Annotated in this window: 17 protein-coding genes; 7 read left to right on the top strand and 10 right to left on the bottom strand. The window is 73.6% G+C overall.

Annotated elements, in window-relative coordinates:
* Positions 1 to 2: 2 nt before the first annotated feature.
* The 4 genes from A4E84_RS05855 to xylB form a co-directional block, all read right to left on the bottom strand.
* The gene (locus A4E84_RS05855; protein WP_062925516.1) at positions 3 to 401 is read right to left on the bottom strand and encodes a luciferase domain-containing protein; all 399 of its coding nucleotides are present in this window, start codon (positions 399 to 401) and stop codon (positions 3 to 5) included.
* Between the two features lie 94 nt (positions 402 to 495).
* Entirely contained in the window at positions 496 to 1131 is a 636-nt protein-coding gene (locus A4E84_RS05850) for an N-acetylmuramoyl-L-alanine amidase (protein WP_418082182.1), read from the bottom strand.
* A gap of 262 nt (positions 1132 to 1393) precedes the next feature.
* Complete coding sequence (locus A4E84_RS05845; RefSeq protein ID WP_062925515.1) at positions 1394 to 2602, bottom strand: ROK family transcriptional regulator; 1209 nt, start codon at positions 2600 to 2602, stop codon at positions 1394 to 1396.
* Between the two features lie 15 nt (positions 2603 to 2617).
* The gene (gene xylB, locus A4E84_RS05840) at positions 2618 to 4063 is read right to left on the bottom strand and encodes a xylulokinase (RefSeq protein ID WP_062925514.1); all 1446 of its coding nucleotides are present in this window, start codon (positions 4061 to 4063) and stop codon (positions 2618 to 2620) included.
* A gap of 129 nt (positions 4064 to 4192) precedes the next feature.
* Between xylB and xylA the strand changes: the two genes are divergently transcribed.
* On the top strand, positions 4193 to 5359 hold the full coding sequence (xylA, locus tag A4E84_RS05835; RefSeq protein WP_062925513.1) for a xylose isomerase: 1167 nt from the start codon (positions 4193 to 4195) through the stop codon (positions 5357 to 5359).
* A 168-nt stretch (positions 5360 to 5527) separates the two neighbouring features.
* A complete protein-coding gene (locus A4E84_RS05830) occupies positions 5528 to 5878 on the top strand; it encodes a hypothetical protein (RefSeq protein WP_062925512.1) in 351 nt (116 codons plus the stop codon).
* A 55-nt stretch (positions 5879 to 5933) separates the two neighbouring features.
* On the opposite strand, the gene A4E84_RS05825 is transcribed toward A4E84_RS05830, so the two are convergent.
* From A4E84_RS05825 to A4E84_RS05815, 3 genes are read right to left on the bottom strand one after another with little or no spacing between them, the layout of a single operon-like run.
* Positions 5934 to 6479, bottom strand: coding sequence for a GNAT family N-acetyltransferase (locus A4E84_RS05825; RefSeq protein WP_062925511.1), 546 nt, complete (start codon positions 6477 to 6479; stop codon positions 5934 to 5936).
* Entirely contained in the window at positions 6476 to 7750 is a 1275-nt protein-coding gene (locus A4E84_RS05820; RefSeq protein WP_062925510.1) for an SWIM zinc finger family protein, read from the bottom strand. Before A4E84_RS05820 ends, A4E84_RS05825 begins: the two co-directional genes overlap by 4 nt.
* Complete coding sequence (locus A4E84_RS05815) at positions 7747 to 10677, bottom strand: DEAD/DEAH box helicase (protein WP_237304860.1); 2931 nt, start codon at positions 10675 to 10677, stop codon at positions 7747 to 7749. The genes A4E84_RS05820 and A4E84_RS05815 overlap by 4 nt, the downstream gene beginning before the upstream one ends.
* A gap of 158 nt (positions 10678 to 10835) precedes the next feature.
* Here A4E84_RS05815 and A4E84_RS05810 point away from each other — a divergent pair, with 158 nt between their 5' ends.
* Positions 10836 to 11018, top strand: coding sequence for a hypothetical protein (locus A4E84_RS05810; protein WP_010040978.1), 183 nt, complete (start codon positions 10836 to 10838; stop codon positions 11016 to 11018).
* Positions 11019 to 11186: 168 nt separating this feature from the next.
* Here the strand turns inward: A4E84_RS05810 and A4E84_RS05805 are convergent, their stop codons facing one another.
* Both A4E84_RS05805 and A4E84_RS05800 read right to left on the bottom strand, forming a co-directional pair.
* Positions 11187 to 12050 (bottom strand): hypothetical protein, encoded by an 864-nt coding sequence (locus A4E84_RS05805; protein WP_062925509.1) that lies wholly within the window; start codon positions 12048 to 12050, stop codon positions 11187 to 11189.
* A gap of 135 nt (positions 12051 to 12185) precedes the next feature.
* Complete coding sequence (locus A4E84_RS05800; RefSeq protein ID WP_062931332.1) at positions 12186 to 12482, bottom strand: hypothetical protein; 297 nt, start codon at positions 12480 to 12482, stop codon at positions 12186 to 12188.
* A 98-nt stretch (positions 12483 to 12580) separates the two neighbouring features.
* On the opposite strand from A4E84_RS05800, the gene A4E84_RS05795 reads away from it, so the two are divergent.
* Positions 12581 to 13480: an oxygenase MpaB family protein gene (locus tag A4E84_RS05795; RefSeq protein ID WP_062931331.1), complete on the top strand. Its 900-nt coding sequence runs from the start codon at positions 12581 to 12583 to the stop codon at positions 13478 to 13480.
* A gap of 9 nt (positions 13481 to 13489) precedes the next feature.
* On the opposite strand, the gene A4E84_RS05790 is transcribed toward A4E84_RS05795, so the two are convergent.
* Positions 13490 to 14089: a class I SAM-dependent methyltransferase gene (locus A4E84_RS05790; RefSeq protein WP_062931330.1), complete on the bottom strand. Its 600-nt coding sequence runs from the start codon at positions 14087 to 14089 to the stop codon at positions 13490 to 13492.
* A gap of 330 nt (positions 14090 to 14419) precedes the next feature.
* On the opposite strand from A4E84_RS05790, the gene A4E84_RS05785 reads away from it, so the two are divergent.
* The 3 genes from A4E84_RS05785 to A4E84_RS05775 all read left to right on the top strand — a co-directional run bounded on the left by A4E84_RS05785 (position 14420) and on the right by A4E84_RS05775 (position 18535).
* Positions 14420 to 15193 carry an MHYT domain-containing protein gene (locus A4E84_RS05785; protein ID WP_062925508.1) on the top strand — a complete coding sequence of 258 codons (774 nt, stop codon included), beginning with the start codon at positions 14420 to 14422 and terminating at the stop codon, positions 15191 to 15193.
* Positions 15194 to 15506: 313 nt separating this feature from the next.
* A complete protein-coding gene (locus A4E84_RS05780) occupies positions 15507 to 18101 on the top strand; it encodes a sensor histidine kinase (protein ID WP_062925507.1) in 2595 nt (864 codons plus the stop codon).
* Positions 18098 to 18535 (top strand): roadblock/LC7 domain-containing protein, encoded by a 438-nt coding sequence (locus A4E84_RS05775; RefSeq protein ID WP_062925506.1) that lies wholly within the window; start codon positions 18098 to 18100, stop codon positions 18533 to 18535. Before A4E84_RS05780 ends, A4E84_RS05775 begins: the two co-directional genes overlap by 4 nt.
* Positions 18536 to 18554: the final 19 nt, after the last annotated feature.

Below are 18554 nucleotides of genomic sequence, written 5' to 3'. Positions count from 1 at the left end.
GTTCAGCCGCCCGCCACGGCGTCACGCGGAAGCACCGTGACCCGGCGGAAGTTGCACCCGGCGGGCTGCCGCCCGTCGTCATCGGCGGGGGGCGCCTGGTGGGCCTTGAGGGCGATGCTCACCAGGCTCAGCAGCAGGTCGACGTCCGCCTCGCAGTCGAGGTGGATCGTCACCCAGCCCGATCCGGGCAGCAGGTGGATCGCGCTCGAACCGGCGAGGTCGGAATGGATCCGCTGGATGGCCCGGCGAGTGAGGTGGAGGTCCACGTCCCGTGAGGAGTGGAAGTGAACGATCTCGTCACGGACGGAACGGAGCGCCTTTCCGGTACCGCAACTCGCCGGGCCCGCCATGAGGTCGGGCCAGGCCTGCAGGCGCTCCATGGCGCGCTGGGCCAGAGTCATGGCCCCATCGTCGCCTGCTTACCGGTCCGCAACCAGAGGTTGAGCGATTTGTAACCGGGACGTGAGGTGGATCGGAGGGCTTCCGACCTGGTTCTCAGGCGGATTTGACGAGTCTGAGGTAGCGCTTCCAGTCCCAGTGCCGGCCCGGGTCGGTGTGGTCACTGCCCGGTACCTCGTGATGGCCGATGATGTGCGCCCGGTTCCTCGGGATGTCGTACCTCTCGCAGATCGCCGCGGTGAGCCGGGCCGACCGCTCGTACATGGCGTCGGTGAAGTACCCGGGCCGGTCCACCCAGCCCTCGTGCTCGATGCCGATGCTGCGGGTGTTGTAGTCCCAGTTCCCCGCGTGCCAGGCGATGTCGGAATCGCGCACGCACTGCGCGACATGTCCGTCGGAGGAGCGCACCACGTAGTGCGCGGACACCTTCGTCCTGGGGTTCCGGAAGACGGACAGGGTGCCGGAGTAGGTCGTCTGCGCCACGTGGATGATCACGTAGTGCAGTGGATGGGCACGGGGGCGGTTCGACGGCGTGTAGTTCCTGCGGCTCGCGGGGTGCCACGCCGCTCCGGGGTGGTCGACGGCCCGGGGCCGGGCATCGGCCCGGGTGCCGGAGAGCAGGACGGCGGGGACGGCGGTGAGGGCGGCGCCCGCGAGGATGCCTCGCCTGCTGGGGAAGCGGGTGGTCGGTTCCGTGTTCCGGTCCATGTTCCGTACCGTGTTCCGTTCCATGCTTCGTTCCATGGGTGTGTGCCTTCCGGGCTCCGCGGGAGGGTGTCTCTTGCTCAACTGCGCGGTGCGGCGGCCGTTGCGGTCGCGGCCCGCGTGATCAAGTTACGGCGCCTGCCGGCCGGCCATGAGGACGCGTGGCGATGCGGTGGACGGGGCCGCGACTGTGGACAACTCCCTCACCCGGTCGGGTGATCGGGGCGGAAGGACGGGGACGGGGGAGACCGCGCCGGACCCAGCCGGCGACGGTGGCCGACGGCCCGTTTCAGGCCTGCCCGGCGACAGCGGCCGGATCGTCCAGCACCGCCCGGACCACCGAGTGCGCGGCCCCCAGCAGCGGGCCCTCGGGTCCCAGCCGGGACACGGAGACGGGACAGACCGGACCTGCCGTACGCCGCGCCAGCTCATCCCGCACCGAGGGCAGCAGCCAGGGCGCGAGACCGGACAGTTCCCCGCCCAGGACCACGCTCTCCGGGTCGAGCAGGTTGACCGCCCCGGTCAGGGCCACACCGAGCGCCGTCCCCGCGTCGCGCAGGGCACCGCGCACGTTCTCGTCGCCCTGTGCGGCGCGCCCCGCGAGCAGCCCGACCCGGTCCTCGTCGGGTTCCAGGCCGGCCGCACGCAGCACGGCCTCCTCACCCGCGTACTGCTCCAGGCAGCCCCGGCCGCCGCAGGCGCACTCCGGCCCGTCCGGCCGCACCGGCACGTGACCCAACTCGCCCGCGAAACCGCGGGTTCCGCGCAGCAGCCCGCCGTCCACCACGACCGCCGCACCGATACCGATCTCCGCCGAGACGTGCAGGAAGTCGCGGGGCGTGTCCTCCCCCAGCCAGAGTTCGGCGAGGGCGCCGAAGTTGGCCTCGTTGTCCACCGTCAGCGGGAGGCCGGCCGGCAGCAGCGTGCCGAGGTCCGTGTCGTGCCAGCCGAGGTTCGGGGCGCGCACGACGGTCCGGCCGTCACGCGCCACCAGGCCCGGCACGGCCACGGCGAGTCCGGCCGGCCACAGGCCCTCGCCCTCCGCCTCGGCGACGACCTGCCGGATCAGTTCGCTGAGTTCCGCGAGCACGGGCTCAGGGGAGCGGTCGCGGTTCGCTCCCTGCCGTATCGCCCGCGCCCGGGTCGTGCCGCGCAGGTCGACGGCGCAGACCGCGAGATGGTCGACGCCGACCTCCGCGCCGATGCCCGTCGGGCCGCGACCGCTGACGGCCAGCGCGGAACCGGGCCGGCCCACCCGGCCGGGCCGCTCGGGCCCCAGTTCCTCCAGGAGCCCCGAGCGGATGAGCTCGTCGACGAGCGTCGAGACCGCCGCCCGGGTCAGGCCGATCCGTGAGGCGACGGCGGCCCGGGACAGCGGCCCCTCGGCGCGGACGGCGTGCAGGACGCGGGCGAGGTTGCGGCGGCGCATGCCCTGCTGGGTGTCGGGCAGCGCGCGTCCCGGTCCGGAGGGACGGGCCTCGTGCAGGGGTGCGGTCATGCCTGACGCCAGTCCTCAGTGGGTGTCCGTGGGCCGCTCCAGCAGCGGAGCCGCGTCGGAGAGTACCCCGGCGATCCTGGCCAGCGTCTCCTCGTCCCGCTCGACGGCGTCGAGCACCGGCCCGGCCGCCGTGTCCCAGCGTCGCGCGACCGCCGCCGGGTCCTCCCCGGTGAGCAGCCCGGCCGCCTGCGCGGCGGCGCCGAGCGCGACCAGCTCCTTGGCCTCGGGCACCTGCACGGGACGCCCCGACAGCCGCCGCACGGTCTGCTGCCAGGCGGTGCCCCGGGCGCCGCCGCCGATCAGCAGCAGGGGCTCCGAGGGGTCGGCGTCCTCGTCGAGGACCAGGCCGAGCGCGCCGAGCAGGGAGTGCACGGCTCCGTCGTAGGCGGCCTGGAGCAGCTGGCCCGCGGTCGTGTCGTGGCGCAGGCCGTGCAGCAGGCCGGAGGCGTTGGGCAGGTTCGGGGTGCGTTCGCCGTCCAGGTAGGGCAGGAGCGTCACGGCGGTGCCGGGCTCCACGGCCTCGCGGTCCAGGCCCAGCAGCGCCGCGACACGGTCGACGGCGAGCGTGCAGTTCAGGGTGCAGGCCAGCGGCAGCCAGTCGCCGCGAGCGTCGGCGAAACCCGCCACCGTGCCGCTCGGATCGGCGGGCCGGTGCCGCGACACGGCGTACACCGTGCCCGAGGTGCCGAGGCTCATCACCGGCACGCCCGGCCGCACTCCGAGGCCCAGCGCGGCGGCGGCGTTGTCTCCCGTGCCGGGCGCGACCAGCGTGCCCCGGGAGAACGGCAGGTCGTGGCCGTCGCGCACCGTGCCCGCCACCTCGCCGGGCCCGACCACCCGCGGCAGCAGCGCCGGGTCGAGCCCCACGTGCGCGAGGATCTCCTCGTCGTACGCCTCCGTCCCGGAGGCCCACCAGCCCGTACCGGAGACGTCGCCGCGGTCGGTCGTGCCCTGCCCGGTGAGCCGCTCGGTGAGGTAGTCGTGGGGGAGGCGCACCGCCTGGGTGGCACGCACCGCCTCCGGCTCGTGCTCGGCCAGCCACGCCCACTTCGTGACCGTGAAGGAGGCCGCGGGCACGCTTCCGGTGCGGTCGGCCCAGAACTTCGCGCCGCCCAGTTCCTCGGTCAGCCGGCGGGCCTGCGGCGCCGAACGCACGTCGTTCCACAGCAGGGCCGGCCGCACCGGCTCGCCCCGGCCGTCCAGGGTGACGAGGCCGTGCTGCTGCCCGCCGACCGACACGGCGGCGGCCTCGTGCGCCGCGTCACCGCACTGGCGCAGCGCCTCGCACAGCGCGTCCCACCACTGGCGCGGATCGGTCTCGCGCCCCGCCCCCGAGGAGACCGTGTGCGGCGCCTGGCCGCTCGCGACCACCCGGCCGGTGGACGCGTCGACGACCAGCGCCTTGGTGGACTGGGTGGACGAGTCCACACCGACGACGAGCGGACCCTCGGCTGCTGACATCGGGCTTCTCCCTACTGCGCGCGGCACGTGTCTCCGTTCGGAGGCACCTTGTCTCTTCCCAGAGAGGTGCTCGCATACTAATTTGTAAATCGGCATGACGAATAGCCCCAGCGAGCAAGGAGCCGCGGCATGAGCTACCAGCCCACCCCCGAGGACAGGTTCACCTTCGGCCTGTGGACCGTCGGCTGGCAGGGACGGGACCCCTTCGGCGACGCCACACGGCGTGCCCTCGACCCGGTCGAGACGGTGCAGCGCCTGGCCGAGCTGGGCGCCCACGGCGTGACCTTCCACGACGACGACCTGATCCCGTTCGGCTCCGGCGACACCGAGCGCGAGGCGCACATCAAGCGCTTCCGGCAGGCGCTGGACGCCACGGGCATGAAGGTCCCGATGGCCACCACCAACCTCTTCACGCACCCGGTCTTCAAGGACGGCGCGTTCACCGCCAACGACCGCGACGTGCGCCGCTACGCCCTGCGCAAGACCATCCGCAACATCGACCTCGCCGCCGAGCTCGGCGCCGAGGTGTACGTGGCCTGGGGCGGCCGCGAGGGTGCCGAGTCCGGCGCCGCCAAGGACGTCCGCGTCGCCCTGGACCGGATGAAGGAGGCCTTCGACCTGCTCGGCGAGTACGTCACCTCCCAGGGCTACGACCTGCGCTTCGCCATCGAGCCCAAGCCCAACGAGCCGCGCGGCGACATCCTGCTGCCGACCGTGGGCCACGCCCTGGCGTTCATCGAGCGCCTGGAGCGGCCGGAGCTGTACGGCGTGAACCCCGAGGTCGGGCACGAGCAGATGGCCGGGCTGAACTTCCCGCACGGCATCGCGCAGGCGCTGTGGGCGGGCAAGCTGTTCCACATCGACCTCAACGGCCAGTCCGGTATCAAGTACGACCAGGACCTGCGCTTCGGCGCCGGTGACCTGCGCGCCGCGTTCTGGCTGGTCGACCTGCTGGAGTCGGCCGGCTACAGCGGACCGCGCCACTTCGACTTCAAGCCGCCGCGCACCGAGGACCTCGACGGCGTGTGGGCCTCGGCGGCCGGCTGCATGCGCAACTACCTCATCCTCAAGGAGCGCGCCGCCGCCTTCCGCGCCGACCCGGAGGTCCAGGAAGCCCTGCGCGCGGCCCGTCTCGACGAGCTGGCCCAGCCCACCGCCGCGGACGGCCTCCAGGCACTGCTCGCCGACCGGTCGGCGTTCGAGGCGTTCGACGTGGAGGCGGCTGCCGCACGCGGCATGGCGTTCGAGCAGCTGGACCAGCTGGCGATGGACCATCTGCTGGGGGCACGTGGCTGAGTCCACGCGCGCGTGCGGGCCCGGCGGCCGGCCGGGTCCGCCGGCCGGTGTCGGCCGGGTCGGCCGCAGGGCCCGTCATGCCGCGGAATCATGCGATCCACGCCATGAGTCCGTATCAGCTTCCGCGCGCCCCTGCCGGTCTGAGCGGTGCGCGGCGACTCTGTCGGTATGGCCCTGCCGCCCGTACCGCCGCATCCGCCCAGGCCTCCCAGGCGCCGGAATCCCCTGCTGATCCTGCTCGCCGTGCTCGCGGCCGTCGCCGCCGTGTCCCTCGTGGTGCTGATGGCCTCGGACCGGGGCGGCTCGCCGGACGCCGAGCCGTCCGGCGGGAGCACGAGCCGCTCTCCGGACCCGTCCTTCGGCATCCCCACGGAGCTGCCCACGGGGCTGCCGAGCGGGCTGCCGACCCGGCTGCCGTCGGGCTTCCCCACTGGGCTCCCGAGCGATATGCCCAGCGATCTGCCGAGCGGCTTCGCATCGCTCCTGCCGTCCCTGAACGAGGGCGAGTTGGTGCCCTGACGCCTCCGACCTGGTGCCCTGAGGCCCTCCCCGCCCGAAACCGGAGGTGTCGCCGTCAGGCCGGCCCGGGGGCGACGAACACCACCATGTCCGTCTCCTCACCCGGCAGGGGTTCCGGCTCCTGCCATCCGGCCCGGCGGTAGAAGGCCAGTGCGTCCGGGGCGCCGTTCCAGGTCATCAACCAGGCCCGGCCGCCGGGTGCGCCGGAGCTGAGAGCGGACAGCAGCCGCCGCCCCAGACCCGTACCGCGGGCCCGGGAGCGCACGCCCAGTTCGTCGATCTCGAAGTGGCCCACGAGGAGTTCGTTCACCCGCTCGGCACCGAGCCGCCGGGTCACCTTTCCGTAGGCACGGTCGGTTCGGAAGGGCGCCTGGGTGGTCCAGCCCGTGGCGAAACCGTCCACCCCGCCGTCCTCCGACAGCGCCAGCACCGCCCGGAAACCCGGACGGCGCACGTCCGTCTCCAGCCGCTCACGGAACTCCAGCCGGGCCTCCTCGGCGTCCCGGGGCTCCCAAGGCGGTGCCGTGAAGACCTCGGCGTACGCCTCGGTGAACTCGTCGGCGACGGTGAGGACGTCCGGGCCGTACCACGTGAGTGTCACAGGGAGTTCCCTTCTTCGGGGGCGGGTTCCGCCGACGCCGGGCCCGTCACGGAGGCCAGTGCCGTCGCCGGATCCTTGGCCGGGCCTGCCGCGGGCAGCCAGCGGCCGCGCTTCTTGCGGTAGGGCCACCAGCGGCCGTCCCGGCCGAGGCGCAGCTGGACCGGCGCACCGGCGACCGTCCACCGGTTGCCCCGCGGCCGCAGCTCCGGCCGTTCGGCGGTGTCCCAGGCCGACTCAAGGGCGGCACACGCGCGTGCGAGCGTCTCGCCCTCCACACGCCACTCCTCGTCCAGGACGGAGAGTGCGGCCGTCCCGCCGTGACGCCAGGCGCGCACGGCCGTCGCCAGCCCCTCACGCCCACGCCCCGACCCGTCGGCGAGCCGGTCGTTCATCTCCCGGCCGGGGGCGCCCGCGGCCAGCCGCACGGCGTCCTGCGCCGCCGTCAACTCCTCGTGGGCGGTGCCCCGGAGCGCCTCCGCGAGCAGGCGGTGCGCCCCTGCGGCCGTCCGCGCGGCCAGGAACGCCAGCGCGGCCGGGTCGATGCCGGGGGCAGGGGGTGTATCGGTGTCCAGGGACGGCGGAAGGCCGGGTGCACCGGGGAGTCCGGGCAGGTCCGGGAGCGGCGGCAGGATGTCACCGGCGGCGTACGCCTCGGCCGCGTCCACGCCCTCCGGCCCGCAGGAGCTCACCGCCGAGGCCCCGCTGCGCGCCTGCAGGTCCTCCAGCAGGGCGGTTTCGTCGCGTCCGCGCATCAGCAGCAGCACGAACGGGTCCTGGTCCAGCAACCGTGCCACCTGGTAGCAGAGGGCCGCCGTGTGCCCGCAGTGGTCCCAGGCCTCGCAGTCGCACTCCGGCTCCAGGTCGCCCAGACCGGGCAGCAGTTCGACGCCCGCGTCGGCCGCGTCCTCGACCAGGTGCGGCGGCATCTCCCGGTCCAGCAGCGCCGCCACATGACCGGCCCGTTCCGCCGTCATGTCCAGGAAGCGGTCCCACTGCCCGGGTGAGAGCTCCTCCAGCAGCACGTCGGCCCGGTGCGCCGAACCGTCGGGGTCCTGGACGACGGCTGTCAGCCGCCCCGGACGCACCGACACCGCCCCGACAGCGCCCGCGCGGGCAAGCCGGCGGCCCGTCTTGAGCTGCTTGGTGTCCAGCGCCGTGCCCTCCAGGGCCTTCAGCCAGGCCTGGCCCCACCAGGTCTCGGCGAAGCCCCGCCCGTGCGCGGGTGGCAGCGCGGCGAAGGTGCGTTCCATGTCCCCATCGTGCCGAGTCATCGCAGGCCCCCTCGCAGTTCGACCAGATCCGCCAGTTCCGCGTCCGTCAGTTCCGTGAGCGCCGCCTCGCCGGCGCCCAGGACCGCGTCCGCCAGTTCCCGCTTGCGCAGCAGCAGTTCGGCGATGCGGTCCTCGATCGTTCCCTCCGCGACGATCCGGTGCACCTGCACGGGCCGGGTCTGGCCGATGCGGTACGCGCGGTCGGTCGCCTGCGCCTCGACGGCGGGGTTCCACCAGCGGTCGTAGTGCACGACATGCTCGGCCCGGGTGAGGTTCAACCCGGTGCCCGCCGCCTTCAACGACAACAGGAACACCGGCACTTCGCCGTCCTGGAAGCGCCGCACCATGGCCTCGCGCTCGGCGACCGACGTCCCCCCGTGGAGGAACTGCGAGGGCGTGCCGCGGGCGGCGAGGTGCCGTTCGAGGAGGCGAGCCATCTGCACGTACTGCGTGAACACCAGCACGCCCGCTCGCTCAGCGAGGATCGTGCCGAGCAGCTCGTCCAGCAACTCCAGCTTCCCGGAGCGCCCCGAGATCACCGGCCGCTCCTCCTTGAGGTACTGCGCCGGGTGGTTGCAGATCTGCTTGAGACCGGTCAGCAGCTTCACGATCAGGCCCCGCCGGGCCATACTGCCGGCGCCGGAGATCTCCGCGAGCGCCTCACGCACCACGGCTTCGTACAGCGCCGCCTGCTCCTGGGTGAGCGAGACCGCGTGATCGGTCTCCGTCTTCGGCGGCAGCTCGGGCGCGATCCCGGGGTCCGACTTGTGGCGGCGCAGCAGGAACGGACGTACGAGCCTGGCCAGCCGGTCGGCCGCGGCCGGGTCCTGACCGCCCTCGACGGCTTCCGCGTACCGCCTGCGGAAGGTGCCGAGCCGGCCCAGCAGCCCCGGGGTCGTCCAGTCGAGGATCGCCCACAGCTCCGACAGGTTGTTCTCCACCGGGGTGCCGGTGAGCGCCACACGCGCGCGTGCGCCGATGGAACGCAGCTCCCGCGCCGTCGAGGAGTACGGGTTCTTCACGTGCTGGGCCTCGTCCGCAACGAGCATGCCCCACGGCACCCCGGCGAGCCGGGGCGCGTCCAGGCGCATCGTGCCGTACGTGGTGAGCACGAACTCCCCGTCCGCGAGCCCGTCCAGGCCGCGCCGCGCCCCGTGGAAGCGCCGAACGGGTGTGCCGGGCGCGAACCGTTCGATCTCCCGCTGCCAGTTGCCCATCAGGGACGTCGGGCAGACCACCAGGGTGGGTCCGGCGGACCCGGCGTCGGTTTGCCGGTGCAGGTGCAGCGCGATCAGGGTGATCGTCTTGCCCAGCCCCATGTCGTCGGCGAGACAGCAACCAAGGCCCAGCGACGTCATACCGGCGAGCCAGTTCAGGCCTCGCCGCTGGTAGTCCCGCAGGGTGGCGGCGAGGGCGGGCGGCTGCTCCACGGCCTGCTGCGCCTCCGGATCCGCGAGCCGCTCCCGGAGGGCCGCCAGCCACCCGGTGGGCCGCACCTCGACCCGGCGGCCGTCCACCTCCGCCCAGCCCGTCAGGGCCGCGCCCAGGGCGTCCACCGGAGTCACCTTGCGGTCCTGCCGGGAGCGTGCCAGGCGCGCCTCCTGAGGGTCGATCAGGACCCACTGGTCGCGCAGCCGTACCACCGGGCGCTTCGCCTCGGCCAGGCGGTCCAGCTCTTCACGGTCCAGCCGCCTGTCATCCACGGCGAACGACCACGTGAAGGCGAGCAGTGCGTCGGCGGACAGGAACGACGGCATGGCCGCGACGGTCGCGCCGGATTCCGGTCCGTCGTCGGAAGGCCCCACGTCCGCGCGCGTGCTGAGCTCACGGGACAGCCCCTTCGGCCAGTGCACGTCGACCCCGGCCGCGCTCAGTGCGAGGGCGCCCGCCCCGAGGAGCTCGGTGACCTCCTCGTCGGCCAGTTCGGCCGCGTCCGGCACGGCCGCGGACAGCAGGGGGGTGAGCGGGGCCCAGGCCCGGGCCGCCCGGCGCAGGGCGAGCAGTGCGTCCATCCGCGCCCGCGGACCGAAGGCCTCGCCCCCGGTGCCGGCCCAGACGTCCGCGGCGTCCGCGACGAGCGCCGGATCGCTGACGCTGTGCACCTGCAGCACGGCCCGGAACGTCACGTCCGTGCCGTCGTCCGCCGCGTCCGTCAAGCCGTCCGCCTCGATCCGCAGCGACAGCCGTACGCCCGCGTCGTGGCCCGCCGCGACATCGGCGGCCCAGGCGCGCTGCTCGGGCAGCCGCACCGGCTCCGGTGCCGCATAGGCGGGACCGCCCGTCACCAGCGGAGCGGCGGGGGAGCGCGGCAGAGTGTCGGCGACCGCGTCGAGGAAGGCGCGCAGGAGCTGCTCCGGGTCGGGCAGCCGCAGCGACCCGGCACCTGCCAGGGGCGCGGCGTGCGCCTCGGGCGGCATCGCGGCGGCGAGGCGGCGCAGGTCCTCGATGTCCTGGGCGCTCAGCGGGCCCGCGCGCCAGGCGTCGTGGTCGCCCGGTGACAGCCCCGGCAGCAGCAGTCCGCGCGCGACGAGGTGCAGGGCGTGCAGCGCCGCCGCGCCCCAGAAGACGGTGGAGCGGTGTCCCTGCCCGCCGGCACGCGCGCGCATGAGGACGGGCAGGGCCGTGCGCGCCGGCGCCACGACGGCGGGCACGCTCGCTTCCCTGACCCCGCCGTCATGCGGCACGACGACGGTCAGGTCCGCGGCGGACGAGGAGGCCACTGGCGGAGGTGCAGCTCCGTCGGGCCGCCAGAAGGCGACACTCCCGGTGCGTGGGGGGTCGCCGGGCAGGAACACGGAGTGGCAGAGAGCCAGTTCGGAGATGTCGGAGGAGGGTGCCGGGGGAGTCGGATGCTCGGCTATGGCTGATTCCTCAAATTTGACTAGTGAGGGCGGAGTCGCCGAGAGTACAGCACTTCCGGTGCGCATGGGTATGGCTGGGCTGTGAGCTGAGTCACCATGGAGGTCTCAGGGGTGCGTCAGGGGTGTACCTCAGGGATGTCTCAGGGTCGCGGTCCGGAACCGCAGTGAACGCAGGTCCGTTTTCGAGACAGAGAGCGGCACTGGCCGCGAAGGAGGCGACAGTCATGTCGAAGAACGCCAAGATCGCCGCAGGCGGTGTGGCGGTCGGGCTCATCCTGCTGATCTGGCTGCCCTGGTGGGCATCGCTCCTGATCATCCTGGGAGTCCCGGCCGCCGCGTACCTCACGCTGGACCCGTCGCAGCGGCGCAGGCTGCGCCGCGCCACCCGCAAGGAGCTCGGCCGCTGAGGCGCAGACCCGGGGCTGCCCGGCCCGCAGCGACCTGGGCCCGTCCGCACCGCAGCGGCCAGGCCGAACAAGCTCGGCAGGGCTGAACGTGCTCGGCGCGGCCGAACCCTGTCCAGGCGGGAGTTCGCTGCAGTCGGCGATCGTGATGCTCGGCACGGCCGAACCGGCTCAGTTCGGCCGTACGGCCATCTTGTCCAGTGCCTCGAGGAGACCCGGCAGTTCCGGCCCCCGGCCCACCGGCAGGACCTCGCCGGGTTCCTCGTCGAGCAGCACGAAAGCGATGTCGTCGGTCCTGGCGACGAGCGACCAGCCCGGACCGTCGGCCCGCAGGGTCCGGGCGTCGCCCGGCGCGAAGGACGACCGGACCCGGCCCAGTGGCGGCGGCGTGTCGATATAGGTGCGTACCTCCGCGAGGACGCGCCGGATGCCACTGTGGCCACCCTTCTGCCCGCTCTCCCCGCGTCCGTCCGGACCGTCGGCCGTCCCGCCCTCGTCGTCGGAGGTCGCCCCCGCGGTCGCCCCCGTCGGGAACTCCGCGTCGTCGATCTGCTCCCGCCACGTCGCCCACTGCAGTGCGATCTCGTCGGCGCCCAGGCGCCGCTGGGCCGGGCCCCACACGGTCGTATCCGGTGGAGCCAGCGGGGGCCGGTCGTCGGCCTCCGGGTCCGGATCGTGCGGCGCGGGCACCCCGGGGGCCGCGACGGCGACCGCGAGAGGCCAGCCGGGCAGGGCCGCGACGACCGTGCGCTCGTCGGGCGACAGCTCGTACTCCATGCCGCAGTCCCAGGACGCGATCGCGACGGCCACCAGCGAGACGTCGTCGATGGCCACCGTCCACCGGGCACCCTCGCCGTCCTGGCCGAGTACCAGGCCGTACCCGTCGGCGAGGGGTGCGAGACCGAGCGCCGCGCATGCCTCGGGGTAGTCGTCGCCCAGCACGCTCGGGAACTTCGCCGGCGTCAGCAACACCGCCGTCAGCACATAGAGCGCATCGTCCTCGGCGGCGACGGCTTCCTCGTCCGTCCCGGCCATCCCAGCCTCCCCATCGGTTCGTCCACCGGCGCGCACCCTAGTGCGCCCGCAAGCCCCTTGTCACTGCCTCGCATGCGCTCGCGGACCTGCAGTTTTCCGGCGGACGGGGCGAATCGGCCCGCCAGCCGGTGTGCATCACGCCGCCCGCAGCCCCAGCAAGTCGCGGGCCACGGCCCCCGGCGACTCGCCGCGTTCCCGGGCGAGCGCGATCACGGCGCGGCAGGCCAGCTCGTTCACGCCGAACGAAAGGGCCTCCGGCGACACCCAGCCCGCCGCCTCGTCGGCCCGCGCCTGGTCGTCGTCCGCGCAGGCCGTGACATAGGTAGCCGCGGCCTCGAAAAGATTGTGCGGACGCGTGTCCTCACCGGCCTTCTGCTCCGTTCGCAAGGCATCGGCGACCCTTCCCCCGGCTTTGCGGAACCTGCCCCACATGCTGACCACCTTCCCCTGCGCACCTGCCGTACCTGGTCGTTCATCTCCTCGCCACCAACGTAAAGTTGGAGAACCTGTGGCAGAAGGGGGACGGCACGGTGAAGCGCTTCGCGCGGCTCGAACAGATCCGCCGGATGGACCCGTACGACGAGGCTACCGAGATCTACCGGCTCAGCGTGGCGTACGAGTTTCCCTGGGACTTCACACGCGCCCTGGAGCTGGCCCTGTACCGCACCTACGCCGTCCCGGGCATCGGCCGGCTGCTGGCGCGCACGGCGGAGCTCACGGACCGGACGCAGAAGCGCTACGACGACACCTCGCTGCTCCTGGACACCATCGTCGAGCACGGCTTTGGCAGCGACGAGGGCAGGACGGCGATCCGCCGCATCAATCAGATGCACCGCAGCTACGACATCAGCGACGACGACATGCGCTACGTGCTGTGCACCTTCGTCGTGATGCCCAAACGGTGGATCGACGCCTACGGCTGGCGCAGGATGTCACGCCACGAGACCGTCGCGAGCGCCGTCCACTACCGCGCCCTGGGCCGGCACATGGGGATCAAGGACATCCCCGGGACCTACGAGGAGTTCGAGACCTGCCTCGACACCTACGAGGCCGCCCACTTCGCCTGGGACGCGGACGCCCGGCGCGTCTCGGACGCCACACTCGACCTGATGGCCTCCTGGTACCCCGGCCCGCTCGCACCCCTGCTGCGCACCACGACCCTCGCCCTGCTCGACGACTCGCTGCTGCGCGCCTTCCGCTACACCCCGCCGCATGCCACCACGCGCGCGTGGGTGCGTCGAGCGGTGCGGCTGCGGGGCCGCGCCGTCCGCCTGCTGCCGCCCCGGCGCGCCCCGCACTTCGCGCGCCAGAACTGGGAGATCAAGGGCTACCCGTACGGCTACCGGATCGCCGACCTGGGCACCCGCCCGGTCCCCGGCGTCCGGGGCTGTCCCGTGCGTCACCCGGCTGCGGACGCCGAGGCCGGGTGACGCGGTGCCTCAGTCCTCGCGCTCGGCGAGCGCCAGGAAACGGGAGTCCTCGTCGACGTAGGACGTCAGGCGCCACCCGGAACCTGCCAGCAGCAGACGGAGGTTGGGCTCGGCGCGCAGGTCGTCCGGGGTGATCGAGCGGCCGTGACGTGCCGCGAGAGCCGCCCTGCCGATCGGGTGGAACAGCGCCAGCACACCACCCGGGCGCACCACGCGCGCCAGTTCCCGGAGGTTCTCGGCCGGGCTTTCGAGGTGCGAGATGAGGCCCGCCCCGAACACGGCGTCCAGCGACCGAGAGCGCAGGGGCAGCACGGCGACATCCGTGAGCAGCAACTGCCCGTCACGGTCCCGGCCGGCCCGTACGGCCTCCCGCAGCATGGCGGGCGTGAGGTCGGCACCGAGGACCACTCCCGAGGCCCCCACGGCGGCTCGCAGCGGCGGCAGGGCGCGGCCGGTGCCGCACCCCGCGTCGAGCACCCGGTCACCCGCCCGCAGTCCGAGCTCGGCGACGGCGGCGGCGTAGGCGGGACCGTCATCGGGGAACCGGCTGTCCCAGTCGGCGGCGCGGGCGGTGAAGAACTCCTGAACACGCGTCTGCTCGTCGCTCATGTCCTGCATGATTCCGCACCGGCACGGCTGCCGCCTCACCGGCAGGGAGGAGGCTTCAGCGGCACGGACCGCGTCCCGCCGGTACGATCACGTCTCACTGTCATGGATCACGTCTCACTGTTACGGATCACATCTCACCGGTGCGCATCACGTCTCACAGGTGCGCATCACGTCTCACAGGTGCGAATGACGCCTCACCGGTGCGAATGACGCCTCAGCGCACACGTTCGAGCGTGACCCGATCGTTCCGGTGCACCCTTGAGTCATATTCCAACACCTTTCGAATGCGCCCCGTCCGCGCGCCCCTGCCGGGTCTAGCGTCCCGGGGCCATGGGACACCTGGACCACGCAGCCCTGGGGTGGCTGACCCCCGCACTGTCGTACGTGATGGCCTGCATAGGCGCCGCGCTCGGTCTGCGCTGCACCGTCCGCGCGCTCGCCACCACCGGGCGCTCGCGCCGCAACTGGCTCGTCACCGCCGCCTCGGCGATCGGCACCGGCATCTGGACCATGCACTTCGTGGCGATGCTCGGCTTCGGCGTCGCCGGTACCGACATCCGCTACGACGTGCCGCTCACCCTGCTGAGCCTGCTCGTCGCCATGGTCGTCGTCTGCGCCGGCGTCTTCGCCGTCGGCTACGGCAGGGACCGCGGCCGGGCCCTGATCGTCGGCGGGCTCACCACCGGCATCGGCGTCGCCAGCATGCACTACCTGGGCATGGCGGCCGTCCGGCTGCACGGTGACGTGACCTACGACCCGCTGCTCGTCGGGCTCTCCGTCCTGATCGCCGTCGTGGCGGCCACGGCGGCCCTGTGGGCGGCCCTCAACATCAAGTCGCCCGTGGCGGTCACCATCGCCTCCCTGATCATGGGAGCGGCCGTCAGCAGCATGCACTACACCGGGATGTTCGCGGTGGGCGTGCGCGTCACGCCCTCGGCGGAGGTCCTGCCGGGGGCCACGGCGATGCAGTTCATCTTCCCCCTCGCCGTCGGCCTCGGCTCCTATCTCTTCCTGACCTCGGCCTTCGTCGCGCTGTCGCCGACGGCGGGAGAACGCGCGGCGTCCGCTTCGGCCCAGCGGCCGGTGCAGGGCGCCGCCCCCTAGCCGCGCGGGTGACCACCGGCCGCGGTGACGGCGTGGTCAGCAGGGCCGCAGGGGTCGAGTGGTCAGCAGGGCCGTGGTCAGCAGGGTCGTTGGCCAGGGGTCGAGTGGTCAGCAGGGGCGGTGGTCAGGCCCGGCACAGCAGCCCGCTCGCGCGCCCGGCAGCGGCTTGAACGGCCCACCCCCGCCGGCCCGCCCTGAGCCCGGCGGTGTGCTCTGCCCCCGACGACGCTCCTGAGGCGCCCTCCTACGACACCGCGCCGTCCCCGCCCAGCCGCCGGCCCCCACGCCCCGACCCACTCCGAGCGAGGAGTCCATGCGAACCATCCGTAGGACCCCGACAGCCGGCGCCGAGGCGCCGCCCCCTCCCGTGCGCGGCCGCCGTGCGCATGCCGGACCACCGGCCGACGAGAGCCCCGACACACCCTCGGGCGGCACGCCGGAAGCGGCACCCCCGCGCGCGGAGCGCTGGCACATACGCCCCCGCACCGTCCGCGCCAAGATCGTGTGCCTGCTGATGGTGCCGGTCGTCTCCCTCCTGGCCCTGTGGGCCTACGCCACGGTCACCACCGCCCAGGACGTCTCCCGGCTACGGCAGGTACAGCGCGTCGACGCCACGGTCCGCGCCCCCGTCTCCGCAGCCGTCGCCGCCCTCCAGGCCGAACGCGCGGCCGCCGTACGCCACGCCACCGACCCGTCCGCCGTCCGAACCGGCGAACTGGACGAGCTGGCCCGGCGCAGCGACCGGGCCGTGGCGAAACTACGGCTCGGCAAGGACACCACCGTCGCCGACAGCGGGGAACTGCCCACAGGAGTCGCCCAGCGGCTGAAGGCCTTCGTCGCCGGTGCCGAGCGACTGCCGCCGCTGCGCGCGGCGGTGCAGGACCGGCGCGCGGACTGGGCCGAGACGTACGACCGCTACACCCGGACCATCTCGGCCGCCTTCGGTGTGGGCGGCGCTCTCACCGGCATCCGGGACGCCGACCTCGGCTCCGACGCGCGTGTGCTCCTCGAATTCGCCCGAGCGGGCGAGGCACTGGCCCAGGAGGACGCGGTGCTGGCGAGCGCCCGCATGGACGGCACCCTGACCGGGGAGCGGCTCCGGCTCTTCACCGGCGCCGTCGACCGGCGCCGCACGCTCACCGAGTCGGCCGTCGCGGACCTGAGCGGCACCGAGCGCTCCGCATGGAACGCCCTCGCCGACAGCAGCGCCTACACCGGCCTGCGCGACGCCGAGAACGGGATCCTCGCCGGCGGGCCGGGCTCCAAGGCAGTCGACGCGGCACCCGAGAGCACCTGGAACACGGCCCACGCGCGCGTACAGAACGGCATGCGCGTCATCGAGGACGACGCGGCACGAGGGGTCGCGGAACGGGCCGACCCGTTCACCCGAGGACTGCTCACCCCGGCCGGCGCCGCCGTGCTGCTCGGCCTCGCCGCCGTCGCCGCCTCACTCGTCATCTCCGTACGCATCGGACGCGGCCTCGTGGTCGAACTGGTCAGCCTGCGCAACAGCGCCCTGGAGATCGCCCGGCGCAAACTCCCCGACGCCATGCGGAAGCTGCGCGCGGGCGAGGAGATCGACATCCGCGCCGAGGCCCCGCCGGGAGCGCCCGCGGAGGACGAGACCGGACAGGTCGCCGAGGCCCTCGGCACCGTGCACCGCGCCGCGCTGCGGGCCGCCGTGGAACGCGCCGAACTCGCCAGCGGCATCTCCGGCGTCTTCGTCAACCTCGCCCGCCGCAGCCAGATCCTCGTCCACCGGCAGCTGGCCCTCCTCGACAGTATGGAACGCCGCTCCGACGACCCGAACGAGCTGAGCGACCTCTTCCGCCTGGACCACCTCACCACCCGCATGCGGCGCCACGCGGAGAGCCTGATCATCCTCTCCGGAGCCGCCCCCGGCCGGGCCTGGCGCGTGCCGGTCTCCCTCACGAACGTGGTCCGCGCGGCCGTCTCCGAAGTGGAGGACTACGCGCGCGTGGAGGTACGGCAACTCCCCGAGGCAGCCGTGGCGGGCGCGGCCGTCGCCGACCTCACGCACCTGCTGGCCGAGATCATCGAGAACGCCGCCCAGTTCTCCCCGCCCCACACGCGTGTGCGCGTCACCGGAGAACCCGTCGGCAACGGCTACGCCGTCGAGGTCGAGGACCGCGGCCTCGGCATGGGCAAGGAGACCCTCGCCGAAGCCAACCGTCGCATCGCCCAGTCCGAGGCGCTCGACCTGTTCGACAGTGACCGGCTCGGCCTGTTCGTGGTCAGCAGACTCGCCGCCCGGCACGACGTCAAGGTCCACCTGAGGACCTCCCCGTACGGCGGCACCACCGCGGTCGTCCTGCTGCCCACCGCCCTGCTCCACACCGGCGCGGCGGAAAGGGCCCCCGAAGCGGCGGAACCAGCGCGACAGCCCGGGGGACGCGCCTTCGCGCGCGTGCCCGACGACGCCCCCCTCCAGGACGCCGTCCCGGCCCAGGCCGACCGGCGCGCCCTCGTGGCCCCCGTACCGGCCGCCGCGGAGCCCGAGGCCCCGCGCCACGCGGACAGCTCGTATCCCGCGGACACCTCACGTCACGCGGACGGTCCGCGCCACCAGGAGACCCCGAGCCAGAACCCGCCCCCAGGAGTCGCCACCTTGCGACTGCACCGCCCGCCGCAGCAGCCCGAAGACTCCGACGACCTCCCGCGCCGCGTACGACAGGCCAGCCTCGCTCCCCAACTGCGCGACAGGCGTCCCGAGGAGCAGTCGTCGACGCCCCCTCCCCGGGACGACGAGCGCACCCCCGAACTCGTACGGGACCGTATGGCGGCCTACCGCTCCGGATGGGCGCGCGGCGGCGGCAGGCAACCCGGCCGCGGTACCGGCTCCGGCCCCGTGACGGGCAGCGACAGCAGTGAAGGAGACCTCGCATGATCCAGGATCCGAGCACACAGTCCGCCCGGCACTCCGGCGAACTCGACTGGCTGCTGGACGATCTGGTGCTCCGCGTGAGCGACATCCGGCACGCCGTGGTGCTGTCCAACGACGGCCTCGCCGTGGGCGCCTCGACCGGCCTGCGCCGCGAGGACGCCGAGCACCTCGCCGCCGTCGCCTCGGGCTTCCACAGCCTCGCCAAGGGCGCGGGACGGCACTTCGGCGCCGGCGGAGTCCGCCAGACCATGGTGGAGATGGACGAGGGCTTCCTGTTCGTGGCCGCCGCGGGCGACGGCTCCTGCCTCGCCCTTCTCACCGCCGTCACCGCCGACATCGGCCTCGTGGCCTATGAGATGGCCCGCCTGGTCAAACGCGTCGGCGAGCACCTCGGCACGGCGCCCCGCATGGCCGCGCAGCCCCCCGCCGCAGGATGAACCGGGAGAACGGTCCGCG

This window comes from Streptomyces qaidamensis, from assembly GCF_001611795.1.
GTDB lineage: Bacteria > Actinomycetota > Actinomycetes > Streptomycetales > Streptomycetaceae > Streptomyces > Streptomyces qaidamensis.
Note: the sequence above shows the minus strand (reverse complement) of the source record. Positions and strands in the feature narration are given on the sequence as shown.

Bases quoted from the DNA above. Each gene is read 5' to 3' on its own strand.
- A4E84_RS05810 (WP_010040978.1), top strand. From the start codon at position 10,836: ATGTCGAAGAACGCCAAGATCGCCGCAGGCGGTGTGGCGGTCGGGCTC.
- A4E84_RS05850 (WP_418082182.1), bottom strand. From the start codon at position 1,131: ATGGAACGGAACACGGTACGGAACATGGACCGGAACACGGAACCGACC.
- A4E84_RS05805 (WP_062925509.1), bottom strand. From the start codon at position 12,050: ATGGCCGGGACGGACGAGGAAGCCGTCGCCGCCGAGGACGATGCGCTC.
- xylB (WP_062925514.1), bottom strand. From the start codon at position 4,063: ATGTCAGCAGCCGAGGGTCCGCTCGTCGTCGGTGTGGACTCGTCCACC.
- xylA (WP_062925513.1), top strand. From the start codon at position 4,193: ATGAGCTACCAGCCCACCCCCGAGGACAGGTTCACCTTCGGCCTGTGG.
- A4E84_RS05785 (WP_062925508.1), top strand. From the start codon at position 14,420: ATGGGACACCTGGACCACGCAGCCCTGGGGTGGCTGACCCCCGCACTG.
- A4E84_RS05790 (WP_062931330.1), bottom strand. From the start codon at position 14,089: ATGAGCGACGAGCAGACGCGTGTTCAGGAGTTCTTCACCGCCCGCGCC.
- A4E84_RS05800 (WP_062931332.1), bottom strand. From the start codon at position 12,482: ATGTGGGGCAGGTTCCGCAAAGCCGGGGGAAGGGTCGCCGATGCCTTG.
- A4E84_RS05855 (WP_062925516.1), bottom strand. From the start codon at position 401: ATGACTCTGGCCCAGCGCGCCATGGAGCGCCTGCAGGCCTGGCCCGAC.
- A4E84_RS05775 (WP_062925506.1), top strand. From the start codon at position 18,098: ATGATCCAGGATCCGAGCACACAGTCCGCCCGGCACTCCGGCGAACTC.
- A4E84_RS05845 (WP_062925515.1), bottom strand. From the start codon at position 2,602: ATGACCGCACCCCTGCACGAGGCCCGTCCCTCCGGACCGGGACGCGCG.
- A4E84_RS05830 (WP_062925512.1), top strand. From the start codon at position 5,528: ATGGCCCTGCCGCCCGTACCGCCGCATCCGCCCAGGCCTCCCAGGCGC.
- A4E84_RS05780 (WP_062925507.1), top strand. From the start codon at position 15,507: ATGCGAACCATCCGTAGGACCCCGACAGCCGGCGCCGAGGCGCCGCCC.
- A4E84_RS05820 (WP_062925510.1), bottom strand. From the start codon at position 7,750: ATGACTCGGCACGATGGGGACATGGAACGCACCTTCGCCGCGCTGCCA.
- A4E84_RS05815 (WP_237304860.1), bottom strand. From the start codon at position 10,677: ATGCGCACCGGAAGTGCTGTACTCTCGGCGACTCCGCCCTCACTAGTC.